This is a genomic window from Pseudomonas donghuensis (assembly GCF_000696345.2).
Classification (GTDB): Bacteria; Pseudomonadota; Gammaproteobacteria; order Pseudomonadales; family Pseudomonadaceae; genus Aquipseudomonas; species Aquipseudomonas donghuensis.
In genome coordinates this window covers 1,724,650-1,746,028 of record NZ_CP071706.1, presented here as the reverse complement: position 1 = coordinate 1,746,028, position 21,379 = coordinate 1,724,650, and the positions used below count along the sequence as shown (strand labels likewise).

Annotated in this window: 14 protein-coding genes, 5 tRNA genes and 1 pseudogene; 9 read left to right on the top strand and 11 right to left on the bottom strand. The window is 60.6% G+C overall.

Going from position 1 to position 21,379, the window contains the following annotated elements; translation table 11 throughout:
- The 3 genes from lpdA (at window position 1) to vioA (ending at window position 3,578) form a co-directional block, all read left to right on the top strand.
- Window positions 1-1,386 carry a dihydrolipoyl dehydrogenase gene (lpdA, locus tag BV82_RS08005; RefSeq protein WP_036994305.1) on the top strand — a complete coding sequence of 462 codons (1,386 nt, stop codon included), beginning with the start codon at window positions 1-3 and terminating at the stop codon, window positions 1,384-1,386.
- 259 nt (window positions 1,387-1,645) lie between these two features.
- Complete coding sequence (locus BV82_RS08000) at window positions 1,646-2,224, top strand: hypothetical protein (protein WP_145997586.1); 579 nt, start codon at window positions 1,646-1,648, stop codon at window positions 2,222-2,224.
- Between the two features lie 202 nt (window positions 2,225-2,426).
- The gene (vioA, locus tag BV82_RS07995) at window positions 2,427-3,578 is read left to right on the top strand and encodes a dTDP-4-amino-4,6-dideoxy-D-glucose aminotransferase VioA (protein ID WP_010224931.1); all 1,152 of its coding nucleotides are present in this window, start codon (window positions 2,427-2,429) and stop codon (window positions 3,576-3,578) included.
- On the opposite strand, the gene BV82_RS07990 is transcribed toward vioA, so the two are convergent.
- Entirely contained in the window at window positions 3,555-4,334 is a 780-nt protein-coding gene (locus BV82_RS07990; protein ID WP_420831709.1) for a LysR substrate-binding domain-containing protein, read from the bottom strand. The genes vioA and BV82_RS07990 overlap by 24 nt on opposite strands.
- Window positions 4,335-4,452: 118 nt before the next feature.
- On the opposite strand from BV82_RS07990, the gene BV82_RS07985 reads away from it, so the two are divergent.
- A complete protein-coding gene (locus BV82_RS07985) occupies window positions 4,453-5,079 on the top strand; it encodes a glutathione S-transferase family protein (protein ID WP_010224928.1) in 627 nt (208 codons plus the stop codon).
- Between the two features lie 72 nt (window positions 5,080-5,151).
- Here BV82_RS07985 and BV82_RS07980 read toward each other — a convergent pair whose 3' ends face one another.
- Window positions 5,152-5,607, bottom strand: a complete 456-nt coding sequence (locus BV82_RS07980) for a VOC family protein (protein ID WP_010224927.1) — start codon at window positions 5,605-5,607, stop codon at window positions 5,152-5,154.
- Between the two features lie 286 nt (window positions 5,608-5,893).
- Between BV82_RS07980 and BV82_RS07975 the strand changes: the two genes are divergently transcribed.
- From BV82_RS07975 to BV82_RS07970, 3 genes and pseudogenes are all read left to right on the top strand, one after another.
- Window positions 5,894-6,109, top strand: a complete 216-nt coding sequence (locus tag BV82_RS07975; RefSeq protein WP_010224926.1) for an Arm DNA-binding domain-containing protein — start codon at window positions 5,894-5,896, stop codon at window positions 6,107-6,109.
- A 96-nt stretch (window positions 6,110-6,205) separates the two neighbouring features.
- Window positions 6,206-6,296, top strand: a pseudogene (locus BV82_RS26685) (chemotaxis protein CheB); the annotation flags it as partial.
- A gap of 638 nt (window positions 6,297-6,934) precedes the next feature.
- Complete coding sequence (locus BV82_RS07970; RefSeq protein ID WP_215444973.1) at window positions 6,935-16,501, top strand: VCBS domain-containing protein; 9,567 nt, start codon at window positions 6,935-6,937, stop codon at window positions 16,499-16,501.
- Between the two features lie 83 nt (window positions 16,502-16,584).
- Here BV82_RS07970 and BV82_RS07965 read toward each other — a convergent pair.
- Window positions 16,585-16,661, bottom strand: a tRNA-Arg gene (locus BV82_RS07965).
- 304 nt (window positions 16,662-16,965) lie between these two features.
- Here BV82_RS07965 and BV82_RS07960 point away from each other — a divergent pair.
- Complete coding sequence (locus tag BV82_RS07960) at window positions 16,966-17,157, top strand: hypothetical protein (RefSeq protein ID WP_010226675.1); 192 nt, start codon at window positions 16,966-16,968, stop codon at window positions 17,155-17,157.
- Between the two features lie 3 nt (window positions 17,158-17,160).
- Here the strand turns inward: BV82_RS07960 and phnN are convergent, their stop codons facing one another.
- Window positions 17,161-17,757 carry a phosphonate metabolism protein/1,5-bisphosphokinase (PRPP-forming) PhnN gene (phnN, locus tag BV82_RS07955; protein WP_010226673.1) on the bottom strand — a complete coding sequence of 199 codons (597 nt, stop codon included), beginning with the start codon at window positions 17,755-17,757 and terminating at the stop codon, window positions 17,161-17,163.
- A gap of 36 nt (window positions 17,758-17,793) precedes the next feature.
- On the bottom strand, window positions 17,794-17,985 hold the full coding sequence (locus BV82_RS07950) for a hypothetical protein (RefSeq protein WP_081492854.1): 192 nt from the start codon (window positions 17,983-17,985) through the stop codon (window positions 17,794-17,796).
- A 115-nt stretch (window positions 17,986-18,100) separates the two neighbouring features.
- On the opposite strand from BV82_RS07950, the gene BV82_RS07945 reads away from it, so the two are divergent.
- Window positions 18,101-18,427 (top strand): Arc family DNA-binding protein, encoded by a 327-nt coding sequence (locus tag BV82_RS07945; protein ID WP_010226671.1) that lies wholly within the window; start codon window positions 18,101-18,103, stop codon window positions 18,425-18,427.
- A 159-nt stretch (window positions 18,428-18,586) separates the two neighbouring features.
- Here BV82_RS07945 and mgtE read toward each other — a convergent pair whose 3' ends face one another.
- The 6 genes from mgtE to csrA all read right to left on the bottom strand — a co-directional run bounded on the left by mgtE (window position 18,587) and on the right by csrA (window position 21,261).
- Window positions 18,587-20,029 (bottom strand): magnesium transporter, encoded by a 1,443-nt coding sequence (mgtE, locus tag BV82_RS07940; RefSeq protein ID WP_010226669.1) that lies wholly within the window; start codon window positions 20,027-20,029, stop codon window positions 18,587-18,589.
- Between the two features lie 388 nt (window positions 20,030-20,417).
- Window positions 20,418-20,494, bottom strand: a tRNA-Arg gene (locus BV82_RS07935).
- A gap of 76 nt (window positions 20,495-20,570) precedes the next feature.
- Window positions 20,571-20,647, bottom strand: a tRNA-Arg gene (locus BV82_RS07930).
- A 77-nt stretch (window positions 20,648-20,724) separates the two neighbouring features.
- Window positions 20,725-20,801, bottom strand: a tRNA-Arg gene (locus BV82_RS07925).
- A 108-nt stretch (window positions 20,802-20,909) separates the two neighbouring features.
- Window positions 20,910-21,000: transfer RNA gene (locus BV82_RS07920), tRNA-Ser, on the bottom strand.
- 72 nt (window positions 21,001-21,072) lie between these two features.
- Window positions 21,073-21,261 carry a carbon storage regulator CsrA gene (csrA, locus tag BV82_RS07915; protein ID WP_010226667.1) on the bottom strand — a complete coding sequence of 63 codons (189 nt, stop codon included), beginning with the start codon at window positions 21,259-21,261 and terminating at the stop codon, window positions 21,073-21,075.
- Between the last annotated feature and the right edge of the window lie 118 nt (window positions 21,262-21,379).

The window sequence follows — 21,379 nt, the reverse complement described above, 5'->3', positions numbered from 1 at the left end:
ATGCAACAGACGCTCAACACTACCCTGCTGATCATCGGCGGCGGCCCCGGCGGTTATGTCGCCGCCATTCGCGCCGGCCAGCTGGGCATTCCCACGGTACTGGTCGAAGGCCAGGCCCTGGGTGGCACCTGCCTGAACATCGGCTGCATTCCGTCCAAGGCGCTGATCCATGTCGCCGAGCAGTTCCACCAGACCCAACTGCACAGCCAGCAGTCGAACCTGGGCATCAAGGTTTCACCGCCGAGCCTGGACATCAACCAGAGCGTGGCCTGGAAAGACGGCATCGTCGATCGCCTGACCAGCGGCGTTGCCGCCCTGCTGAAAAAGCACGGGGTCAAGGTGATCCATGGCTGGGCGCAGATCCTCGACGGTAAGCACGTCGAGGTCGACGGCCAGCGTATCCAGTGCGAACACCTGCTGCTGGCCACTGGCTCAAGCAGCGTCGAACTGCCGATGCTGCCACTCGGCGGCCCGATCATCTCCTCCACCGAGGCCCTGGCACCGAAAGCCCTGCCCAAGCACCTGACCGTGGTTGGCGGCGGCTACATCGGCCTGGAGCTGGGCATCGCCTACCGCAAGCTCGGCGTCGAGGTCAGCGTGGTCGAAGCCCGCGAGCGCATCCTGCCGACCTACGACAGCGAACTGACCGCGCCAGTGGCCGAGTCGATCAAGAAGTTGGGGATCAAGCTGTACCTCAAGCACAGCGTCGAAGGTTTCGATGCCGACAAGCAGGCATTGCAGGTACGTGATCCGCAGGGCGAACTGCTGCAACTGAGCACCGACCAGGTACTGGTCGCGGTCGGTCGCAAGCCTCGCACCCAAGGCTTCAACCTCGAGAGCCTGGCGCTGAAGATGAACGGTTCGGCGGTTGCCATTGATGAGCAGTGCAAGACCAGCATGCTCAACGTCTGGGCCATCGGCGATATCAGCGGTGAACCGATGCTCGCCCACCGGGCCATGGCCCAAGGCGAAATGGTTGCCGAAATCATTGCCGGCAAGTCGCGGCGCTTCGAACCGGCCGCCATTGCCGCGGTGTGTTTCACCGACCCGGAACTGGTGGTGGTCGGCAAGACCCCGGAACAGGTCGAGCAGGAGGGCCTGGACTGCATCGTTACGCAGTTCCCGTTCGCCGCCAACGGCCGGGCGATGACCCTGGAATCGAAAAACGGGTTCGTGCGCGTGGTCGCCCGTCGTGACAACCACCTGATCCTTGGTTGGCAAGCGGTTGGCGTTGGCGTCTCGGAGCTGTCCACCGCCTTTGCCCAGTCACTGGAAATGGGCGCCTGTCTTGAAGATGTGGCCGGGACTATCCACGCTCACCCGACCCTGGGTGAGGCGGTGCAGGAAGCGGCACTGCGTGCCCTGGGTCACGCCCTGCATCTGTAGACACTGAAGCGGCTGAGGCCGATTTGACCCGCTGCCCTGCGCAGCGGGTCCTTTTTCATTTCGCCCACCGGCGGCGATTTGAATTGACTTGCCGCAGACGGCAAGGGTTGTCCTCTTCGAGGCAAAGCATGCTCCGCATCCCTCCCTGGCGTATAGCGCCACCCCCCGAAAATACTAGCTCTTGGCCCTGCCAGAAGAGCTGGCACAAGACTTGCCACTGACCGAAGGTCAACTTGTATCCATCAAGGAGAGTGATCAGGTGAGTAGCATCAACGCAGTCGGCGCTCAGCCGCTGGCCATCAACCCGACCCGTGGCGTGGCCGAAGCAGCTGCCGCCGAACAGGCCCAGTTCCGCCCGCCCGTACCAATCAGCAGCGCCGACCGGCAGCAGCACAGCCATGCCAACACCTCGCAGCAAAGTGCCGAAGATGCCCGCGAGGAGGCCTTCGCCAAGCTCAAGGTGCAGCTGCAGAACCCGGATGTGGACATGCGTGAGCAAGCCAGTATCGGCAACAGCGAAACCGGCAAGAGCGCCGCCCAGGAATTTCGCGACTACATGGCCCTGAGCCCGGCACAGAAGATCAAGCTCAAGCTGCTGAACGAACTGGGCATCAGCAAGGAAGAGTTCGAGGCCTTGCCGCCTGCCGAAAAGGACAAGATCGAACGCAAGATCGCCGAGCAGATGAAGAAGCAAACCGAGCTGGAGTCCCTGGCCAGCCTCAACGCTCATCTGCAAGCGCCTGAGCTGTCGAGCAAACTGGTGGCCAACCTGACAGCGACCCAAGGTGCCAGCCAAGGCTCTGGCGATGACCATCGGGAAAAAGACTTCAGCGCCTGACCCTCCTCCCCGCTGCTGCCGCGCGCGGCGGCAGCGCCCTACCGAGCCAATGTTGGCCGACTTCTTGCTGAGCCAGGGTAATCACAGTCAATTGTCGGATTCATGGCGCCCACGCCGGTTGATCCAGACCATGACTCGGTGCCGTGGCGTAGCCCCAGCAATGCCATGTGCCATTTTTCAGTCATCACGAGCACCCATTGCCATGGCCGAATCCGTTCCCGTCACCAGCCCGCTGCTGCCACCGCTGGAGGAGTTCATTCCCTACCTGCAGCAAATCTGGGACAGCAAGCGCTTGACCAACGGCGGCCCCTTTCATGAGCAACTGGAGCAGGAACTGGCCGATTACCTCGGGGTGAAACACATCTCGCTGTTTTCCAATGGCACCCTGGCCCTGGTCACCGCGCTGCAGGCACTGCGCATCACCGGCGAAGTCATCACCACGCCCTACTCCTTCGTCGCGACCGCCCATTCGCTGCTGTGGAACAACCTCAAGCCGGTCTTCGTCGACATCGACCCGCTGACCAACAACCTCGACCCCAAACGCGTGGAAGAAGCCATCACTTCGGCAACCACCGCGATCCTGCCAGTGCATTGCTACGGCATTCCCTGCGATGTCGAAGGCATCCAGCGGGTCGCCGACACCTATGGCCTGAAAGTCATCTACGATGCCGCCCATGCCTTTGGCGTTCGCGACAATGGTGCGAGCGTGCTCAACCATGGTGACTTGTCGATCCTCAGTTTTCATGCGACCAAGGTGTTCAACACATTCGAGGGCGGCGCCATCATCTGCCCCGACGCCAAGATCAAGCAGCGCATCGATTACCTGAAGAACTTCGGCTTTGCCGATGAAGTCACGGTCATGGCGCCCGGCATCAATGGCAAGATGAACGAAGTGCAGGCGGCCTTCGGCTTGCTGCAGTTGCGTCACATCGATGATGCCCTGGTCCGCCGCCGGGCGGTGTTCGAACGCTACCGCCAGGCCCTTGAAGGCGTACCAGGCGTGCGCCTGCTGGAGCCACCGGCAGGCCTGGAATGGAACTACGCCTACTGCCCGATCCTGATCGATGCCGAGCGTTTCGGTTGCAGCCGCGACGCGCTGTACCAGCGCTATCGGGACCAGGACATCCTCGTACGCCGTTACTTCTACCCGTTGATCAACGAGTTCCCGATGTACCGGGGCCTGCCAAGCGCCGACCTCAGCGGCCTGCCTCATGCCTGGCAGGTATCGCGTCAGGTACTGTGCCTGCCGATTCATCCGCAGCTGTCCACCGAGATACAACAGCAGATCATCGACCTGGCGCTGGCCTGCCATGCCGAACAGACCCGCTCTTCATCTACCGCGCTTGAGCTCTGATCCAGTCAATGAACGCCAGCACCTGGGGCCGCTGCAAGGCATCGGCCCGGCACACCAGGTAATAGGCAAAGCGCGCAGCAGCAGAAGGTCATCCTCGAAACTGGCCCCACGCATGGCCCGCGGATCATCAGCAACGCCATGGGCCTGCAACCACAGCTGCCAGTCGGCGCGATCGGCATCGTGCAGCAACGGGTACTTCAAACAATCGGCAGGCCGCTTCAATACCGGGCCCTGCGCCAGTAGCCGGGGGCTGGCCACCGGCAGCAGTACCGGCGCCATCAGCCGGATCGACTCCAGCCCCGGATACTGGCCCAGCCCATGGCGCAGGGCGACGTCAATGCGCTCACGCTGAAAATCCACCCGCTTGGCCGAGGCTTCCACACGCACCTCAATCTGCGGATGCAGAGCATTGAAATGCCCCAGACGCGGCACCAGCCAGGACGCCGCAAAAGACGGCACAGTGCTGATGGTCAAGGTCTTGCCCGGCGCCAGTTGCGCCAGCAATGCCAGCGATGCCTCGATCTGATCGAAGCCTTTAAGCAGCCCCGGATACACTCGCGCGCCGGCCTCGCTCAAGTGCACGCCATGCCGGCCGCGCACGAACAGCACCACGCCCATGCGCTCCTCGAGCAGGCGCACTTGCTGGCTGACCGCCCCCGGCGTTACCCCCATCCGTTCGGCGGCCGCCTTGAGGCTGCCCAGACGCGCCGCTTCAGTGAAGGCCCGCAATGCCAGTAACGGTAGGACCGCGCCCATTTTTACCTCTCCATGGTTTAGAAAATCTATCGCCTAAACGCAGGATTGATCGTTTTTCAATCAGCCAAGGCCCGCCTAGCATAGCCCTCATCAAAAACAGTAACCAAGGAGATGGGACATGCAGTTGATCCTTTATAGCGATAGTTCACCTAATGGCTTCAAGATCACCATCGCCCTGGCGGAACTGGAGCTTCCCTACACCCTCAAGCACGTGCAGATCGACCGTGGCGAGCATCGTCAGGCTGATTTTCTCAAGCTCAACCCCCACGGCCGCATTCCAGTGCTGGTTGACCCTGAGCACGACATCACCCTGTTCGAGTCTGCGGCGATCCTGTTGTACCTGGCACAAAAGTACGGACGCTTGCTGCCGGACAACCCGAGCGAGCGCTGGGCAGCAATCACCTGGTTGCAGTTCCACGCGGCGAGCATGGGACCGATTCTCGGCCAGCGAGTGCATTTCGAACGGTTCGCCAAACACCCCTGCCCCGATGCCATCGCTCGCTACCGGCGCCTGAGTGAAGAACTGTTCAGCACCCTCGATCAACGCCTGGCCGAACACCCCTGGCTTGCCGGCAGCGAGTACTCGATCGCCGACATTGCCACCTTCGGCTGGACCCATATCGCCCGGATCATCGAGTTTGATTTCAGCCAGTACCGACATTTGAGCGCCTGGCACGAACGACTCGGTCAGCGCCCTGCCGTCCAGCGCGGCATCCACCTGCCGGCACCCGCCACGGGCCCCTGAAACGCAATAGAGCCGCTGTTTTGCGCCGTTGCCATTGAGGCAGGATTGGTAGATCGCTGGAAACTACAGCGCTCAATCGAACGCGGCCTGGATGAACAGCTCCAGCGCCTTTTCTTCGAGAATCTCGATAGAGAAATGCCCGAAACGCTTGGGCAGCCAGATGATGCGTGTTCCGGACGGGGATTGCAGGTCGCTACGGGCCAGTGGATTGCCGTTCTCGTCTTCTGGCTGCACGCCGTCGGCCTGCAGTTCGTCGTAGGCCTTCTCGATGTCCGGTGTCGAGTAACAGTGGCGATAAATCATGCCCTCGCCCTGGATATCCAGCAATTGCTTCAAGTTCCCTGCCGATGGCTGCACCAGCATGAAACGCTCCTGACCTATCAGCGCAATCGCGTACCGTACACTCAGGCCACCTCGCTCCCACACCAGTGTTCTGGAGATTCTGGCTTTGAGTATCTTTGCGTAGTAGGCGCAGGCTTCGTCGAGGTTCTTGACCAACACATCGACATGGCTGAACTTCAACTCCATTGCACGACTCCAGGCAAAATGACCAACAGGAACCGGGCAACTTTAGAACAGAGACGCAAACCGATGTGCATCAGGCTGGTCGAGTGACAGCGGATTACGCTGCACGCCTTGAAAGGATGGTGTCCCAGGCAGGATTTGAACCTGCAACCTTCCCCTTAGGAGGGCCAAATAAACATACTCAATATCAATAGCTTACCCTTAAAAACAGACACTTATAGTTTGGTTGCATCCGGTAAAACCGCCTGATGTTGTAAGTTCTGCTGCCATGCTGCTGTCACGGTGAGCCATGAAAACCAAGTTCAGCCAGAAGTTGCTCAACGGCCTGAAGCCTGAGAATAAGCCCTACCGCGTCCACGACACCAATCAGCCCGGGCTTTTCATCCGCGTGCTGCCCAGCGGGCACATGAGCTATATGGTCACCTGGGCACGGAACAAGAACGTCACCCTTGGCCGTGTCGGCAAGATGACGCTCGAGCAGGCCCGGCAGGAAGCTGCCCGCTAGTTGGCCGATGCCCACGAGCACGGCGAACAACTGGCAGTCCCCCAAGGCCGTAAAGGTGCGACCTCCCCTACCCTGCGCGCCTTCATAATATAGGCGCCGGAAAACGCCGAGTTCGACGGTATGCCACGAGCAGCCATCGAGACCGGCATGGTCGATCTGGCGCTGCCTGGTGGAAATACCGCAAAAGCAGAGACTCCGGCGGGGCTTTTCTAATAGATGAACGATGAGATTTGATGGGTACCAACGTTTTATGACTCAGCCAGCCCACGTCCCATTGGGGTTTCAGCTCATTCGAGACACGCCATTGTTGAGCGCCCACGGTCCATTCGCCAAAAACAAATCGACATAATATTGACACCAAAACACCCATCCGTCGGAATATTGGCACGCCGCACTGTTAACTGCGCTTAACACCTTTACAAAGCCTGACCCCACAACTAAACAAACATCAAACTGATATCAGGAATGGCCGTATCCCTGAGTCGGTGCTACCCAAAACACGGCCTCACCCAGCCTTTCTCCAGGAGACCCTTCCACATGGGTACTCTCAGTCTATTGCGTGCCATGCGCAGCGCAGCCCCAGGCTGGCGTCCACGTTCGCCCGACTTGTCCTGCGATGCGCGGCTCAAGCGCGGCGAACGTTTCCACCCCCGCAATACCTGCGCGCCTCTGCCGGCAGCGCTTGTCCCGTCAGCTGGCCGACGATGTCCGACGGCCGCCTCGCACCGCCCAAGAACAACCTGAGCGGCGCAAGAACGGGACATCGTCCTGTTAGCAGTCCCTAGCGATTCTAAAAATAAAAAATGGCATTTTCGGGAGAAAGACATGGCTACCACCACAACGACCAGCGGCGGCACCGTTACTTCGCTTTCCAACACTCCGCAGGCGCAGGACGACATTTTCACTACCGGTGTAATTGGCGCGAGCACCGCGGCCATCACTGAAGACCTGCTGAGAGTCATATACCTGGACGTCATGTCCAATGACCTCGGCGGCAACGCAAAGACACTTTGGTCACTCGATGACGCGACCAGTCTTTCTACTGCCACCAAGATTTATGCGCCGGCCGACCTCCTGATCCAGGACACCGGCAGAATTGAGGCGACGAGTACTGACACCAGTTTCAACGGGGCAAAGATCTGGATTTCGTCGGATGGCAAGGTCGGCTACGACGCCGCTACGTTGTCGACTGCTTTCAAGGCACAACTCCAGTCGCTTGCTGCCGGAGGCACCCTGACAGACAGCTTTACCTATGCGATTCGTCTGGGCAACGGCACGCTCAGCTGGGCCACTGCGCAGGTGCAATTCGCTGGCGTGAATGACGCTGTGACAATAAGCATCGGCGCACAGTCCGGCACGGTAACCGAAGAGGGAGCTACGACGCTGAGCCCGACCGACTCGCTGAATACGACAGGCACTATTGCTTTTAACGATGTAGACCTGAGCGACACACATACCGCCTCTTTCGTGGCTGCGGGAGGCAACACCACAGCGCTGGGCAACTTCGTCCTTGCGCCAGTGAGTGAAGCGGCCAACGCGGCAAACGGCACCGTTAACTGGACTTACACCCTGAATAATGCGGCGGCCCAGCACCTGGCTCAGGGTCAGACTGCTACCGAAACCTATGTGGTCACCCTCAATGATGGGCATGGCTCGACGACAACGCGGGATGTAACTATCACCATCACCGGCACCAACGACCAAGTACAGATCACCAGTGGCGTGCAGGCCGGCGATGCCAAGGAAGACAGCGGCGACTACGCGGCCAGCGGCAGCATCACCTTCACTGACGTCGACCTGATCGACACCCATAGCGTCAGCGTCACGCCAGGTGCTTCCGGCTATCTGGGCACTTTCACCACTAACCCACTGAGCGACAGCACCGGCACGGGCAGCGGTTCTCTTGGCTGGAACTTTGCGGTGAACAACTCCGCATTGCAGTTCCTCGGCCAAGGCCAGAGCGTCACCCAAACCTATAACGTGGTAATCGGCGACGGCGCGGTGCAGACCGTGAGCATTACGATTACCGGCACCAACGACCAGCCGACGCTGACGATTGTCGACAGCACTGGTGCGATGAACGAAGGCAACGGCACGGCCACCCTGAGTGACAGCGGTGCCCTGAGCTTTGCCGATCTGGACAACGCCGACACAGTGACCGTGTCGCAGACCGCTAACAACGACATCGTCTGGAGCGCCGGCGTGCTCAATGCGGGCGTGGCCTCGGCGCTGGTAACCGGTTTCTCGGTCGACCAGAACAGCTGGGATTACAGCAGCAATCAGAACCTCGACTTCCTCGGTGCGGGTGAAACCATCGCTTTCTCGTACGCGGTGGTCGCGACCGACGATAGCGGCGCGGCTAACGCTGCCTCGTCGACACAGACTGTCACCATCACTATCACCGGCACTAACGACGCGCCCGTACTCAGCTTCGCAACGGGCAATGATGCCGGTGCAGTGCAGGAAGACACCACACTCAGCGTGAGCGGCCAGTTCAGTTCCGCCGACATCGATCACGCTGCCACCGCGACCTGGAGCATCGCCGGTACGGATACCGGCACTTACGGCTCGATCGTAGTCGACAGCACCGGAAAATGGACTTACACCTTGGCCAATGGCACCGATGGCGTCGCCAGTGCGGTGCAGTCGCTGAAGGCGGGCGAGAGTCACGATGAAGTGTTCAGCGTGCAGGTCAGCGATGGCCTGGGTGGCGTGGACACTCAACTGGTGACCGTTACCGTCAGCGGCACCAACGACGTCGCCGTACTGTCCTCGGCCAGCATCACGCTGACCGAAACCAATGCCCCACTGAGCACCAACGGCACCCTGACCATCAGCGACGTCGACAGCGCCGCAACCTTCGTCGCCCAGACCAACACCGCCGGCAGTTACGGCCAGTTCTCCATCGGCACCGACGGCGCCTGGAGCTACGTCGCCGATAGCGCCCACAACGAGTTCGTCGCCGGCACCACCTACACCGACACCTTCACGGTACTCAGTGCCGACGGCACCGCGACCGCAGTGACGGTGACCATCAACGGCAGCAACGATGCTGCCGTGCTGTCCTCGGCCAGCGTCACGCTGACCGAAGCCGATGCCCCGCTGACCACGGCTGGCACCCTGACCATCAGCGACGTCGACAGCGCCGCGACCTTCGTCGCCCAGTCCAACACCGCCGGCAGCTACGGCCAGTTCTCCCTCGGCACCAATGGTGCCTGGAGCTATGTCGCCGACTCCGCCCACAACGAGTTCGTCGCCGGCACCACCTACACCGACACCTTCGCGGTGAGCAGTGCCGACGGTACCGCGACCGCAGTGACAGTGACCATCACCGGCAGCAATGACGCTGCCGTGCTGTCCTCGGCCAGCGTCACGCTGACCGAAGCCGATGCCCCACTGACCACCAACGGCACCCTGACCATCAGCGACGTCGACAGCGCCGCGACCTTCGTCGCCCAGACCAACACCGCCGGCAGTTACGGCCAGTTCTCCCTCGGCACCGATGGTGCCTGGAGCTACGTCGCCGATAGCGCCCACAACGAGTTCGTCGCTGGCACTACCTACACCGACACCTTTGCGGTGAGCAGTGCCGACGGCACCCTCACGTCGGTCACCGTGCATATTCTCGGCAGCAACGACGCTGCCGTGCTGTCCTCGGCCAGCGTCACGCTGACCGAAGCCGATGCCCCGCTGACCACGGCTGGCACCCTCACCATTAGCGACGTCGACAGCGCCGCGACCTTCGTCGCCCAGACCAACACCGCCGGCAGTTACGGCCAGTTCTCCCTCGGCACTGACGGTGCCTGGAGCTACGTCGCCGATAGCGCCCACAACGAGTTCGTCGCCGGCACCACCTACACCGACACCTTCGTGGTGAGCAGTGCCGACGGTACCGCGACCGCAGTGACAGTGACCATCACCGGCAGCAATGACGCTGCCGTGCTGTCCTCGGCCAGCGTCACGCTGACCGAAGCCGATGCCCCGCTGACCACGGCTGGCACCCTGACCATCAGCGACGTCGACAGCGCCGCGACCTTCGTCGCCCAGTCCAACACCGCCGGCAGCTACGGCCAGTTCTCCCTCGGCACCAATGGTGCCTGGAGCTATGTCGCCGACTCCGCCCACAACGAGTTCGTCGCCGGCACCACCTACACCGACACCTTCGCGGTGAGCAGTGCCGACGGTACCGCGACCGCAGTGACAGTGACCATCACCGGCAGCAATGACGCTGCCGTGCTGTCCTCGGCCAGCGTCACGCTGACCGAAGCCGATGCCCCGCTGACCACCAACGGCACCCTGACCATCAGCGACGTCGACAGCGCCGCGACCTTCGTCGCCCAGACCAACACCGCCGGCAGTTACGGCCAGTTCTCCCTCGGCACTGACGGTGCCTGGAGCTACGTCGCCGATAGCGCCCACAACGAGTTCGTCGCTGGCACTACCTACACCGATACCTTCACGGTGAGCAGTGCCGACGGTACCGCGACCGCAGTGACAGTGACCATCACCGGCAGCAATGACGCTGCCGTGCTGTCCTCGGCCAGCATCACGCTGACCGAGACCGATGCCCCGCTGACCACGGCTGGCACCCTCAGCATCAGCGATGTCGACAGCGCCGCAACTTTCGTCGCCCAGACCAACACCGCCGGCAGTTACGGCCAGTTCTCCATCAGCACGGGCGGTGCCTGGAGCTACGTCGCCGATAGCGCCCACAACGAGTTCATCGCCGGCACCACCTACACCGATACCTTCACGGTGAGCAGTGCCGACGGCACCGCGACCGCAGTGACAGTGACCATCACCGGCAGCAATGACGCTGCCGTGCTGTCCTCGGCCAGCGTCACGCTGACCGAAACCGATGCCCCACTGACCACCAACGGCACCCTGACCATCAGCGACGTCGACAGCGCCGCGACCTTCGTCGCCCAGTCCAACACCGCCGGCAGTTACGGCCAGTTCTCCATCAGCACGGGCGGTGCCTGGAGCTACGTCGCCGATAGCGCCCACAACGAGTTCGTCGCTGGCACTACCTACACCGATACCTTCACGGTGAGCAGTGCCGACGGTACCGCGACCGCAGTGACAGTGACCATCACCGGCAGCAATGACGCTGCCGTGCTGTCCTCGGCCAGCATCACGCTGACCGAGACCGATGCCCCGCTGACCACGGCTGGCACCCTCAGCATCAGCGATGTCGACAGCGCCGCAACTTTCGTCGCCCAGACCAACACCGCCGGCAGTTACGGCCAGTTCTCCATCAGCACGGGCGGTGCCTGGAGCTACGTCGCCGATAGCGCCCACAACGAGTTCATCGCCGGCACCACCTACACCGATACCTTCACGGTGAGCAGTGCCGACGGCACCGCGACCGCAGTGACAGTGACCATCACCGGCAGCAATGACGCTGCCGTGCTGTCCTCGGCCAGCGTCACGCTGACCGAAACCGATGCCCCACTGACCACCAACGGCAGTCTGACCATCAGCGACGTCGACAGCGCCGCGACCTTCGTCGCCCAGACCAACACCGCCGGCAGTTACGGCCAGTTCTCCCTCGGCACCGATGGTGCCTGGAGCTACGTCGCCGATAGCGCCCACAACGAGTTCGTCGCCGGCACCACCTACACCGATACCTTCACGGTGAGCAGTGCCGACGGCACCCTCACCTCGGTCACCGTGCATATTCTCGGCAGCAACGACGCTGCCGTGCTGTCCTCGGCCAGCGTCACGCTGACCGAAACCAATGCCCCACTGAGCACCAACGGCACCCTGACCATCAGCGACGTCGACAGCGCCGCGACCTTCGTCGCCCAGACCAATACCGCTGGCAGTTACGGCCAGTTCTCCATCGGCACTGACGGTGCCTGGAGCTACGTCGCCGATAGCGCCCACAACGAGTTCATCGCCGGCACCACCTACACCGATACCTTCACGGTGAGCAGTGCCGACGGCACCGCGACCGCAGTGACAGTGACCATCACCGGCAGCAATGACGCTGCCGTGCTGTCCTCGGCCAGCATCACGCTGACCGAGACCAATGCCCCACTGAGCACCAACGGCACCCTGACCATCAGCGACGTCGACAGCGCCGCGACCTTCGTCGCCCAGTCCAATACCGCTGGCAGTTACGGCCAGTTCTCCATCGGCACTAATGGCGCCTGGAGCTACGTCGCCGACTCTGCTCACAACGAGTTCGTCGCCGGCACCACCTACACCGACACCTTCACGGTACTCAGTGCCGACGGCACCGCGACCGCAGTGACAGTGACCATCACCGGCAGCAATGACGCTGCCGTGCTGTCCTCGGCCAGCATCACGCTGACCGAAACCGATGCCCCGCTGACCACCAACGGCACCCTGACCATCAGCGACGTCGACAGTGCCGCAACTTTCGTCGCCCAGACCAACACCGCCGGCAGTTACGGCCAGTTCTCCCTCGGCACCAATGGTGCCTGGAGCTATGTCGCCGACTCCGCCCACAACGAGTTCGTCGCCGGCACCACCTACACCGACACCTTCGCGGTGAGCAGTGCCGATGGCACCCTCACCTCGGTCACCGTCCACATCACTGGCAGCAACGACGCGCCGGTAATGACGGCTGGTGGGTCTCTGTCATACACAGAAAACCAAGTAGCGACGACGATCAACTCGGCGCTGACGGTCACCGATATCGACAGTAGCAACCTGACGGGCGCGACAGTATCGATCACCAGTAACTTCGCCACGGGTCAAGACGTACTCGCGTTCACCAACCAGAACGGCATTACCGGCAGCTACAACGCTGGCACTGGCGTGCTGACACTGACCGGAGCTGCTACGGTGGCGCAGTATCAGACCGCGCTGCGCTCGGTGACCTACTCCAACAGTAGCGACAACCCTTCAACGACGGCGCGCACCATTAGCTTCCAGGTGGATGATGGGACGGCGGCCAACCATGCCAGCAATGTCGCAACAACGACCGTCACGGTGTCGGCAGTCAACGAAGCACCGACGACTTCTGGCTTGGCCATAACCGAGACGTCGATCAGCTTCGTCGCGGCCGACCCGGACAATGCGACGCTGTCGCTGCAGAGTCCATTTGCCGCAGCATTCGGCAACCCCTCGATCACCAGCGGCGCCAGCACGAATCTGTCCCCCGTGGAGCAAGGCTCCGTGGTGTCGGGTACCTTGCAGGTGAAAGATGGCAGTGTTGCGGCGAGCGTGGTGGAACTCTATCTCGGCACGAGCGCGGGCAACAACTTCCAGGCGGGCAGTTCCGATACGGCGATCTACGGCTTCGGTGGCACGGACAATCTGTCCGGCGGTGCCGGTGCTGACTGGATTTTTGGCGGCGCGGGCAACGACGTGATCGTTGGCGCGGCGAATGACCGCCTGCTCGACGGCGGCACCGGAACCGATACCCTCAATGTCGGTAGTGTCTTCATCAATACGAGCGACAGCCAGATCGCGAACATTGAAAGCATACAACTCACCGCAGCGTCAGGAGTACTGATCCTGAACGCTCAAACCGAAAGCTTCACCATCTTTGGTACTTCGGGTGCCGATCAAATCGTCACGGGCAGCGGGAATGACACGATCTTTGGCACTGACAACGACACACTGCTGGATGGCGGTACTGGCACCGACACCCTGGGTACGGGTCCCAACTTCACGAGCACAAGCGACGGGCAAATTACCGGTATCGAGAATGTATTGATCGGAACGGCAGCGACCCTGAACCTCTCCAACCAGACCGAAGGCTTCACCATTACCGGTTCTTCGGGTGTCGACACCATCACCGGCGGCACAGGTGCAGACAGCATCAGCGCGGCGGGTGGCAACGACATCATCAACGGTGCGCAGAACGACACGCTGCTCGACGGCGGAACCAATACCGATACGCTCAACGTCAGCGCGAACTTCACCAGCACCAGCAACGCCCAGATCGCCAATATCGAAAACGTGACGCTGACGGTTTCAGGGCTGACGCTCAACCTGGGCAACCAGACCGAAGCCTTCAATATCAATGGCTCATCCGGCGTCGATAACATCAGCGGCGGCAGCGGGGCCGACACCATCAACGGCCAGGCGGGCAACGATACGCTGACCGGTAATGGCGGGGCTGACCAATTCCGGTTGCGCACCAACGGTGGCACGGACACGATCACCGACTACACGGACAACATCGACAAGATTGGCTTCCTGGGTGGTGCCGTGACGGGTGGTGTCGGCTTCACAACCGCAGGGAGTTCGGCCGGTACAGCGCTGCTCTCCGCCGACTTTCAAACTCGCAACAGCATCAGCAACATCAACAACAATGACGACAACAAGATTGATCTGATCGACGCGAGTTCGCAGACGACGTCACAGATCACAACCGGCACTGGCGGCGGTGCCACCAACACCTACGTGATCGTATTCAACTCGACGACCGGCAAGGGCGAAATCTGGTTTGACACAGACTGGAGCAATACGGCGAGTCGGGTACAAGTGGCAACGCTGAACAACGTTACAACGTTGGCCGGGGTCGCTAACATCACAGCCTCAGACATCGTTGTCCATGACAGTATCCTCGGTCCAGCCGGTGTTGCCGGCAGCCCGATTAACCTGGGCCTGACCGATGCGGTGACTCACGCAGATGTCACCACGGTGAGCATTTCCGGTCTTCCCGCAGGCTGGACCCTGAACCAGGGCACCGACAATGGCAACGGCACCTGGACGGTGGACCAGAGCAGCCTGGACACACTGACGGTCACAACAGCGGCGGATTTCGTGGGCGCCAGGGTTTTGCCAGTCACCATGACCTGGACCAATGCCGATGGCACGGTGGAAAGCGAAGTCATTCGTGACAACGTCGAGGCCTACGCCCCCGGCTCGCCAATCTTCGCCTTGTCAGCGGACGACAACCTCACCGGTTCCAGCAGCGCCGACCTGTTCGTGTTCGCCCAGCCGATCGGCAATAACGTCATCCATGGCTTCGATGCGGCGGCGGACAAGATCGACTTGATCGGCTTCACCGGTGTCACTGGTTATGCTGACTTGAGTATCGCTAACGACGCAAACGGCGATGCGCTGGTCAACATCGGCTCCGGCCAGACGGTCACCCTGAAAGGTGTCGATGCGGCGGACTTGTGCGAAGCGAACTTCCAGTTCGATGTGGACCCGCTCACCAACAACGCCGGTACCCTCAGCATTGCCGACGGCGCGATCATGCCGTTCGGTGGCAGCATCCATAACACCGGCACGATCGAGCTCGGCTCTGCCGGCAGTGCGACCCACCTTGAGATTCTGTTTCGTGGCGCAACCTTGACCGGTGGCGGTCAGGTGCAGCTATCCGACAGCGCGCAGAACGTGATTTTCGGTGGCAGCGCCGACACCGTGCTGACCAATGCCGACAACCGCATTTCCGGTGCCGGCCAGTTGGGCGCAGGGCAGATGGTGCTGGTCAATGCGGGGCTGATCCTGGCCAGCGGGCTGAACAGTCTGGTGCTCGACACCGGCACCCACACCATCACCAACAGCGGAGTGCTGGAATCTACGGGTACAGGCGGCATGACGGTGGCCAGTGCGGTCGACAACTCCGGCCACCTGTGGGCCAATGGTGGCGACCTGCACCTGCTGGCCGACGTGACCGGCAATGGCAATGCCACCATCGACGGCGACGCAACCCTGAGCTTCGATGGCACCGCCCATACCTCAGTCGCCTTCCACGGCGAAGGTGCAGGCACGCTGGTGATCGCACAGGCCGAAGCGGCGAGCTCGCTGGTCGGCATCCTCGGTCTGGAAAGCGATGACATGCTGACCTTCGGCGATCTCGCCTTCGGCGCCAACACCCAACTCAGCTACAACGCCAACGCCTCTGGCGCCGGCGGCCTGCTGACGGTGGATGACGGTGTGCACCGGGCTGAAGTGAATCTGCTGGGGCACTACTCGGTGAATGACTTCCAGGCCACCGACGGCGGCGAGGCCGGCACCCAGGTCAGTTACCACGGCGAATCCAGCGGCACACTGGTGGGGAGTATGGCGGCGGACGTACTCAGTGGCGGCGACGGCAACGACATCATTGTGGGTCGTGGCGGGGAGGATACTCTCAGCGGTGGCGCGGAAGCCGATGTGTTCGCCTACTTCAACGTGAATGAAGGCGGCGACCATATTCTCGACTACAACTTCGCCGAAGGTGACACAGTCGACCTCTGCGCATTGCTCAGTGCCAACTTCGTTAGCGGTACCAGCCAGGTGTCCGACTTTGTCCAACTGGCGCAGTCCGGCAGCGACATCACCGTGAAGGTGGATGTCGATGGCGCAGCCAATGGTACGAACTTCGCCGATGTGGCGGTCCTTGCCAACACGGGCACGAGCGGTACCGATCTGGTGCGCACCTGGTTTGGGGAGGCTGACCATACGCTGACGGCTTGATGTTGGGCTGGAGTTGAATCCAACGCTGCAGACAGCCACAAAAAAGCCCCACCAGATCACTCTGTGTGGGGCTTTCAAATTTATGGTGTCCCAGGGCAGGTTCGAACTGCCAACCTTCCCCTTAGGAGGGGGATGCTCTATCCAATTGAGCTACTGAGACGCAAAGCGGGCAACGAGCGTCGCGCGGCAAGGACGGCGTGCATGTTAACCAGCAGGCCGGCGTTTGTCATGTCATCCGTGGGGCTTTTTGCCTGTGGGCTTTATCCGCCCGGATGCCCTGATCGTGCAATCTGCAATGAGGCAGTCAGCCATCATTGCAGTCTGCACGAAAAAGCCGACCAAAAATCAACACAACCCACTGATTTTTAAAGGAAAAAATGATAATAAAAGCTGGTATGCAGTGTGCATTGTCTACTTCATAGAAAGTGGCTCGGGGTCAGCCCTCACTTTTGCGGAGTATGCCCATGAACAGCACCCTGCTTGTGCTCAATGCGTTGGCTCTGGCCGCCCTGGTTGGCCTGATTGTGCAACCTGACGGTATTGCCGTGCCTGCGCAGGCGGCGCCATCGATGAAGGCGCAGCTGGCGGTGTTCGCTACCCAGCCCGCGCCGGTACAGAACGCACCCAGGGTCAGCAGCGAACGGCTGGTATTCTAGGGCTCAGTTCGCGCCAAGCAAGCCTTGTTCGCGCAACAGCGCGAGCAAACGCTGTACCGCAACGGCCAGCGACGTGGAGTTGTCGAGTACCTGTACCTCGCCGTCCTCTACCCTCACCTGCTGGGCACGCGCCAGACGCAGCTCGATGTCTTGCGCAGATTCCCGTGCGCGATCCAGCAAGCGCTGGCGCAATACGTGGTGATCCACCCGCAGCAGCACCGCTAACAGATCCGGGTAGCGTTCACGGGCCTGCTGCAAATGCACGCGCGAACCATTGACCAGCACCGCATGCCCCTCGGTCAGCCAGGCATCGATCTGCACCGGTATGCCATACGCCAGGCCGTTGGCCCGCCACTGCAGGGCAAAAGCGCCCTCGGTGCTCAGGCGCTCGAACTGTTCAGCAGATACACCCAGCGCATCTTCGCCTTTGGCCTCGGCCGAGCGGGTAATCACGCGCCGGGCAACGTGCACGTTATGGCGTTGAAGTTCGTTGCGCGCCGCATCAATCAGGGAATCTTTTCCGGCCCCAGAGGGTCCCATCAGGTACACCAGTCGGCCCGGGGTTGCTGTACGCTGCGTCGCGCTTGCGTCATGCTGCATAGCCACTATGCTCAATGGTAGGAAAGCACACGCATTCTAGACGCTTTCCGTGGCTGTTTCCGCTTGTTGCATGCTGTAGCCGACGAAGGTCTGAATAACCGGAAACCGAGAAAATGAAAACTTTTCAAACCAGTGCTCATTTCTGATAATTGGTACTGGCAAAACGCCTTTATCCGGTTCAATATTTGTCACAGAATTGACGCCAAGGAACCGGCGATAATGAGGCATGATTCACACCTCATTCACAATTCAGGTTGAACATTTTGACGCCGGGATGGTCGTAGTGACATCGTGCGGCCAATTTCGAGAACCGCTTCCCCCTGAACTAAAACCGGTCAATTATATGCGCCCAATGAAACAGGCTATTTACTCAAGCCGCACCGCTGACAAATTCGTCGTCCGCCTCCCCGACGGAATGCGTGAGCGCATTGCCGAGGTAGCGCGCAACCATCACCGCAGCATGAACTCGGAAATCATCGCTCGCCTGGAGCAAAGCCTTATTCAGGAAGGCGCACTGGGTGAAGAACTGAGCATGCGTCTGGACAGCCCGGAACTGTCCCTGCACGAACGCGAACTGTTGCAACGTTTCCGCCAGCTTTCCCATCGCCAGCAGAATGCGCTGGTGTCGTTGATTGCCCATGACGCCGAGATGGCCGCTGACGCTTCCTGATTCCGCGGCTCAATCCCCCAAGGCCAATGCTCGCGCATTGGCTTTTTTTGCCTGCGGCGCGCCGATCACACGCCTGGCCAGTTGCAAAGCAGCCAGGGCAGTAAACGCCAGGCAAAAAAAACACCCCTCGCGAGGGGTGTTTTTTTGCCTGATGGCCAATCAGAGCAGGAAGATGGTGGCAAGGCCAAGGAAGATAAAGAAGCCACCACTGTCGGTCACTGCCGTGATCATCACGCTGGAGCCCATCGCCGGATCGCGACCCAGGCGCACCAGGGTCATCGGGATCAACACCCCCATCAGCGCCGCCAGCAACAGGTTGAGGGTCATGGCGCCGGTCATCACCACGCCGAGCGACCAGCTGTCGTACAGCAGGTAGGCGACCACCCCGATCACCCCACCCCAGATCAGGCCGTTGATCAGCGACACCGCCAGCTCCTTGCGCATCAACCGCGAGGTGTTGCCGGGGCTAACCTGGTCCAGGGCCATGGCGCGCACGATCATGGTGATGGTCTGGTTACCGGAGTTGCCGCCGATACCGGCAACGATCGGCATCAACGCCGCCAGTGCCACCAGTTTTTCAATCGAGCCTTCGAACAGGCCGATCACTCGCGAGGCAACGAAGGCGGTGATCAGGTTGATCGCCAGCCACGCCCAACGGTTGCGCAGCGAGCGCCAGACCGAGGCGAAGATGTCTTCTTCTTCGCGCAGACCAGCCATGCTCAGCACTTCGTTTTCGCTCTCTTCACGAATCAGGTCGACCATCTCGTCGATGGTCAGACGGCCGATCAGGCGATCGCTCTTGTCGACCACCGGCGCGGAGATCAGGTCGTAACGTTCGAACGCCTGAGCGGCATCGTAGGCGTCTTCGTCCGGGTGGAAACTCACCGGATCGCTGGCCATGACCTCGGCGACTTTCTTCTCCGGGTCGTTGACCAGCAAACGCTTGATCGGCAGCACACCCTTGAGGATGCCGTCGTAATCGACCACGAAGAGTTTGTCGGTGTGGCCTGGCAGCTCCTTGAGCCGGCGCAGGTAACGCAAGACGACTTCGAGGCTGACGTCTTCGCGGATGGTGACCATCTCGAAGTCCATCAGCGCACCGACCTGATCCTCGTCGTAGCTCAGAGCCGAACGCACGCGTTCGCGCTGCTGGGCATCGAGGCTTTCCATCAGCTCGTGGACAACGTCACGGGGCAGCTCTGGCGCCAGGTCGGCCAGTTCGTCGGCGTCCATTTCCTTGGCGGCGGCGAGCAGCTCGTGATCGTCCATGTCGGCGATCAGGGTCTCACGGACCGAGTCGGACACTTCCAGGAGGATGTCACCGTCGCGCTCGGCCTTGACCAGTTGCCAGACGGTCAAACGATCGTCCAGCGGCAGGGCCTCGAGGATGTGAGCAACGTCAGCGGAGTGCAGATCGTCGAGCTTGCGCTGCAGCTCGACCAGGTTCTGGCGGTGAACCAGGTTTTCTACCAGGTCATGGTGATGACCTTCCTGACGGTGGGTCAGGTCTTCGACCACGCGTTGACGGTGCAGCAGTTCGACCACCTGGGCCAGGCGATCCTGCAGGCTCTCTTGCGTCTTTTTTACTTCGATTTCAGTCATAGGCGAACTCCACTCCCAGCAGCGGAGCACGCCGGGAGGATCAATCAGTCAATTCTTGATTGGCAAAACTTGCTATTGAGTAACTACTGGGTAAGTCCATGGTGGGATTCCACAAGCCCCGGCGGGGCTGACGGGCGCAATCATACACCGCTTGAGCTGTCTGAGTGCTGAAAAAATCGCGGCTAGAACAATCGTTTGCGAGACATTGTTGTGACAACGTGTGCAGCCAACAGTGCGACGGCGGCAACGCGAAAAAAAACACATCGGGGTCGGCAAAAAATGGCGCGGGGCAGGCACGGCAACGATGACAGTTTATGTATCGCGCCTTACCGGAAGATGAACGCCGGAAAGCAAAAAGCCCGCCTTGATAGGCGGGCTTTCTGTTGTATGGTGCACTCAGGAGGATTCGAACCTCCGACCGCTCGGTTCGTAGCCGAGTACTCTATCCAGCTGAGCTATGAGTGCAGGTTGGCGCTTGATGGACCAGATCACCTCTGGTTACAGCTAAAGCAACTTTCAAATTGAAAATGGCTTTGATGTATGGTGCACTCAGGAGGATTCGAACCTCCGACCGCTCGGTTCGTAGCCGAGTACTCTATCCAGCTGAGCTATGAGTGCAGGGTTGGCGCTTGATGGACCAGATCACCTCTGGTTGCAGCTGAAGCAACTTTCAAACTGAAAATGGCTTCGTCGTATGGTGCACTCAGGAGGATTCGAACCTCCGACCGCTCGGTTCGTAGCCGAGTACTCTATCCAGCTGAGCTATGAGTGCATTTGTTACCGCGCATTATAGGCCGCTAAATCATTTTGCCAACCACTTTTTCGTTTAATTTCAACGACTTAGGCGATTCAGGCAGATTACAGCGTCCTACATGAATAATGGCGGAGAAGGGGGGATTCGAACCCCCGATACCCTTGTGAGGTATACTCCCTTAGCAGGGGAGCGCCTTCGGCCACTCGGCCACCTCTCCGCAACACGGGGCGTATAATAACCAGACCCTTCCCCGTTTGCAAACTCTTTTTTGAAAAAAACTCGATAAAAATTAATGGGTTGGTTCTTCGTCCTTCTCTTTCTTGATCCGCAGGTAGATTTCCTCACGGTGGACGGCCACTTCTTTAGGGGCATTTACCCCGATCCGCACTTGGTTTCCTTTGACGCCGAGCACGGTCACGGTGATTTCGCCGTCGCCAATGATCAGGCTCTCGGCGCACCGACGAGTCAGAATCAACATAGCTTTCTCCTCACGCAATTCAGTTCAGGGATAACAGTCTGCAAAAAAAAGGGCTTCAGCCTACAACCCGTGACGGCTGCCGACCTACGCCTAAGTATTGACTAGCGCGAGCAAAAGC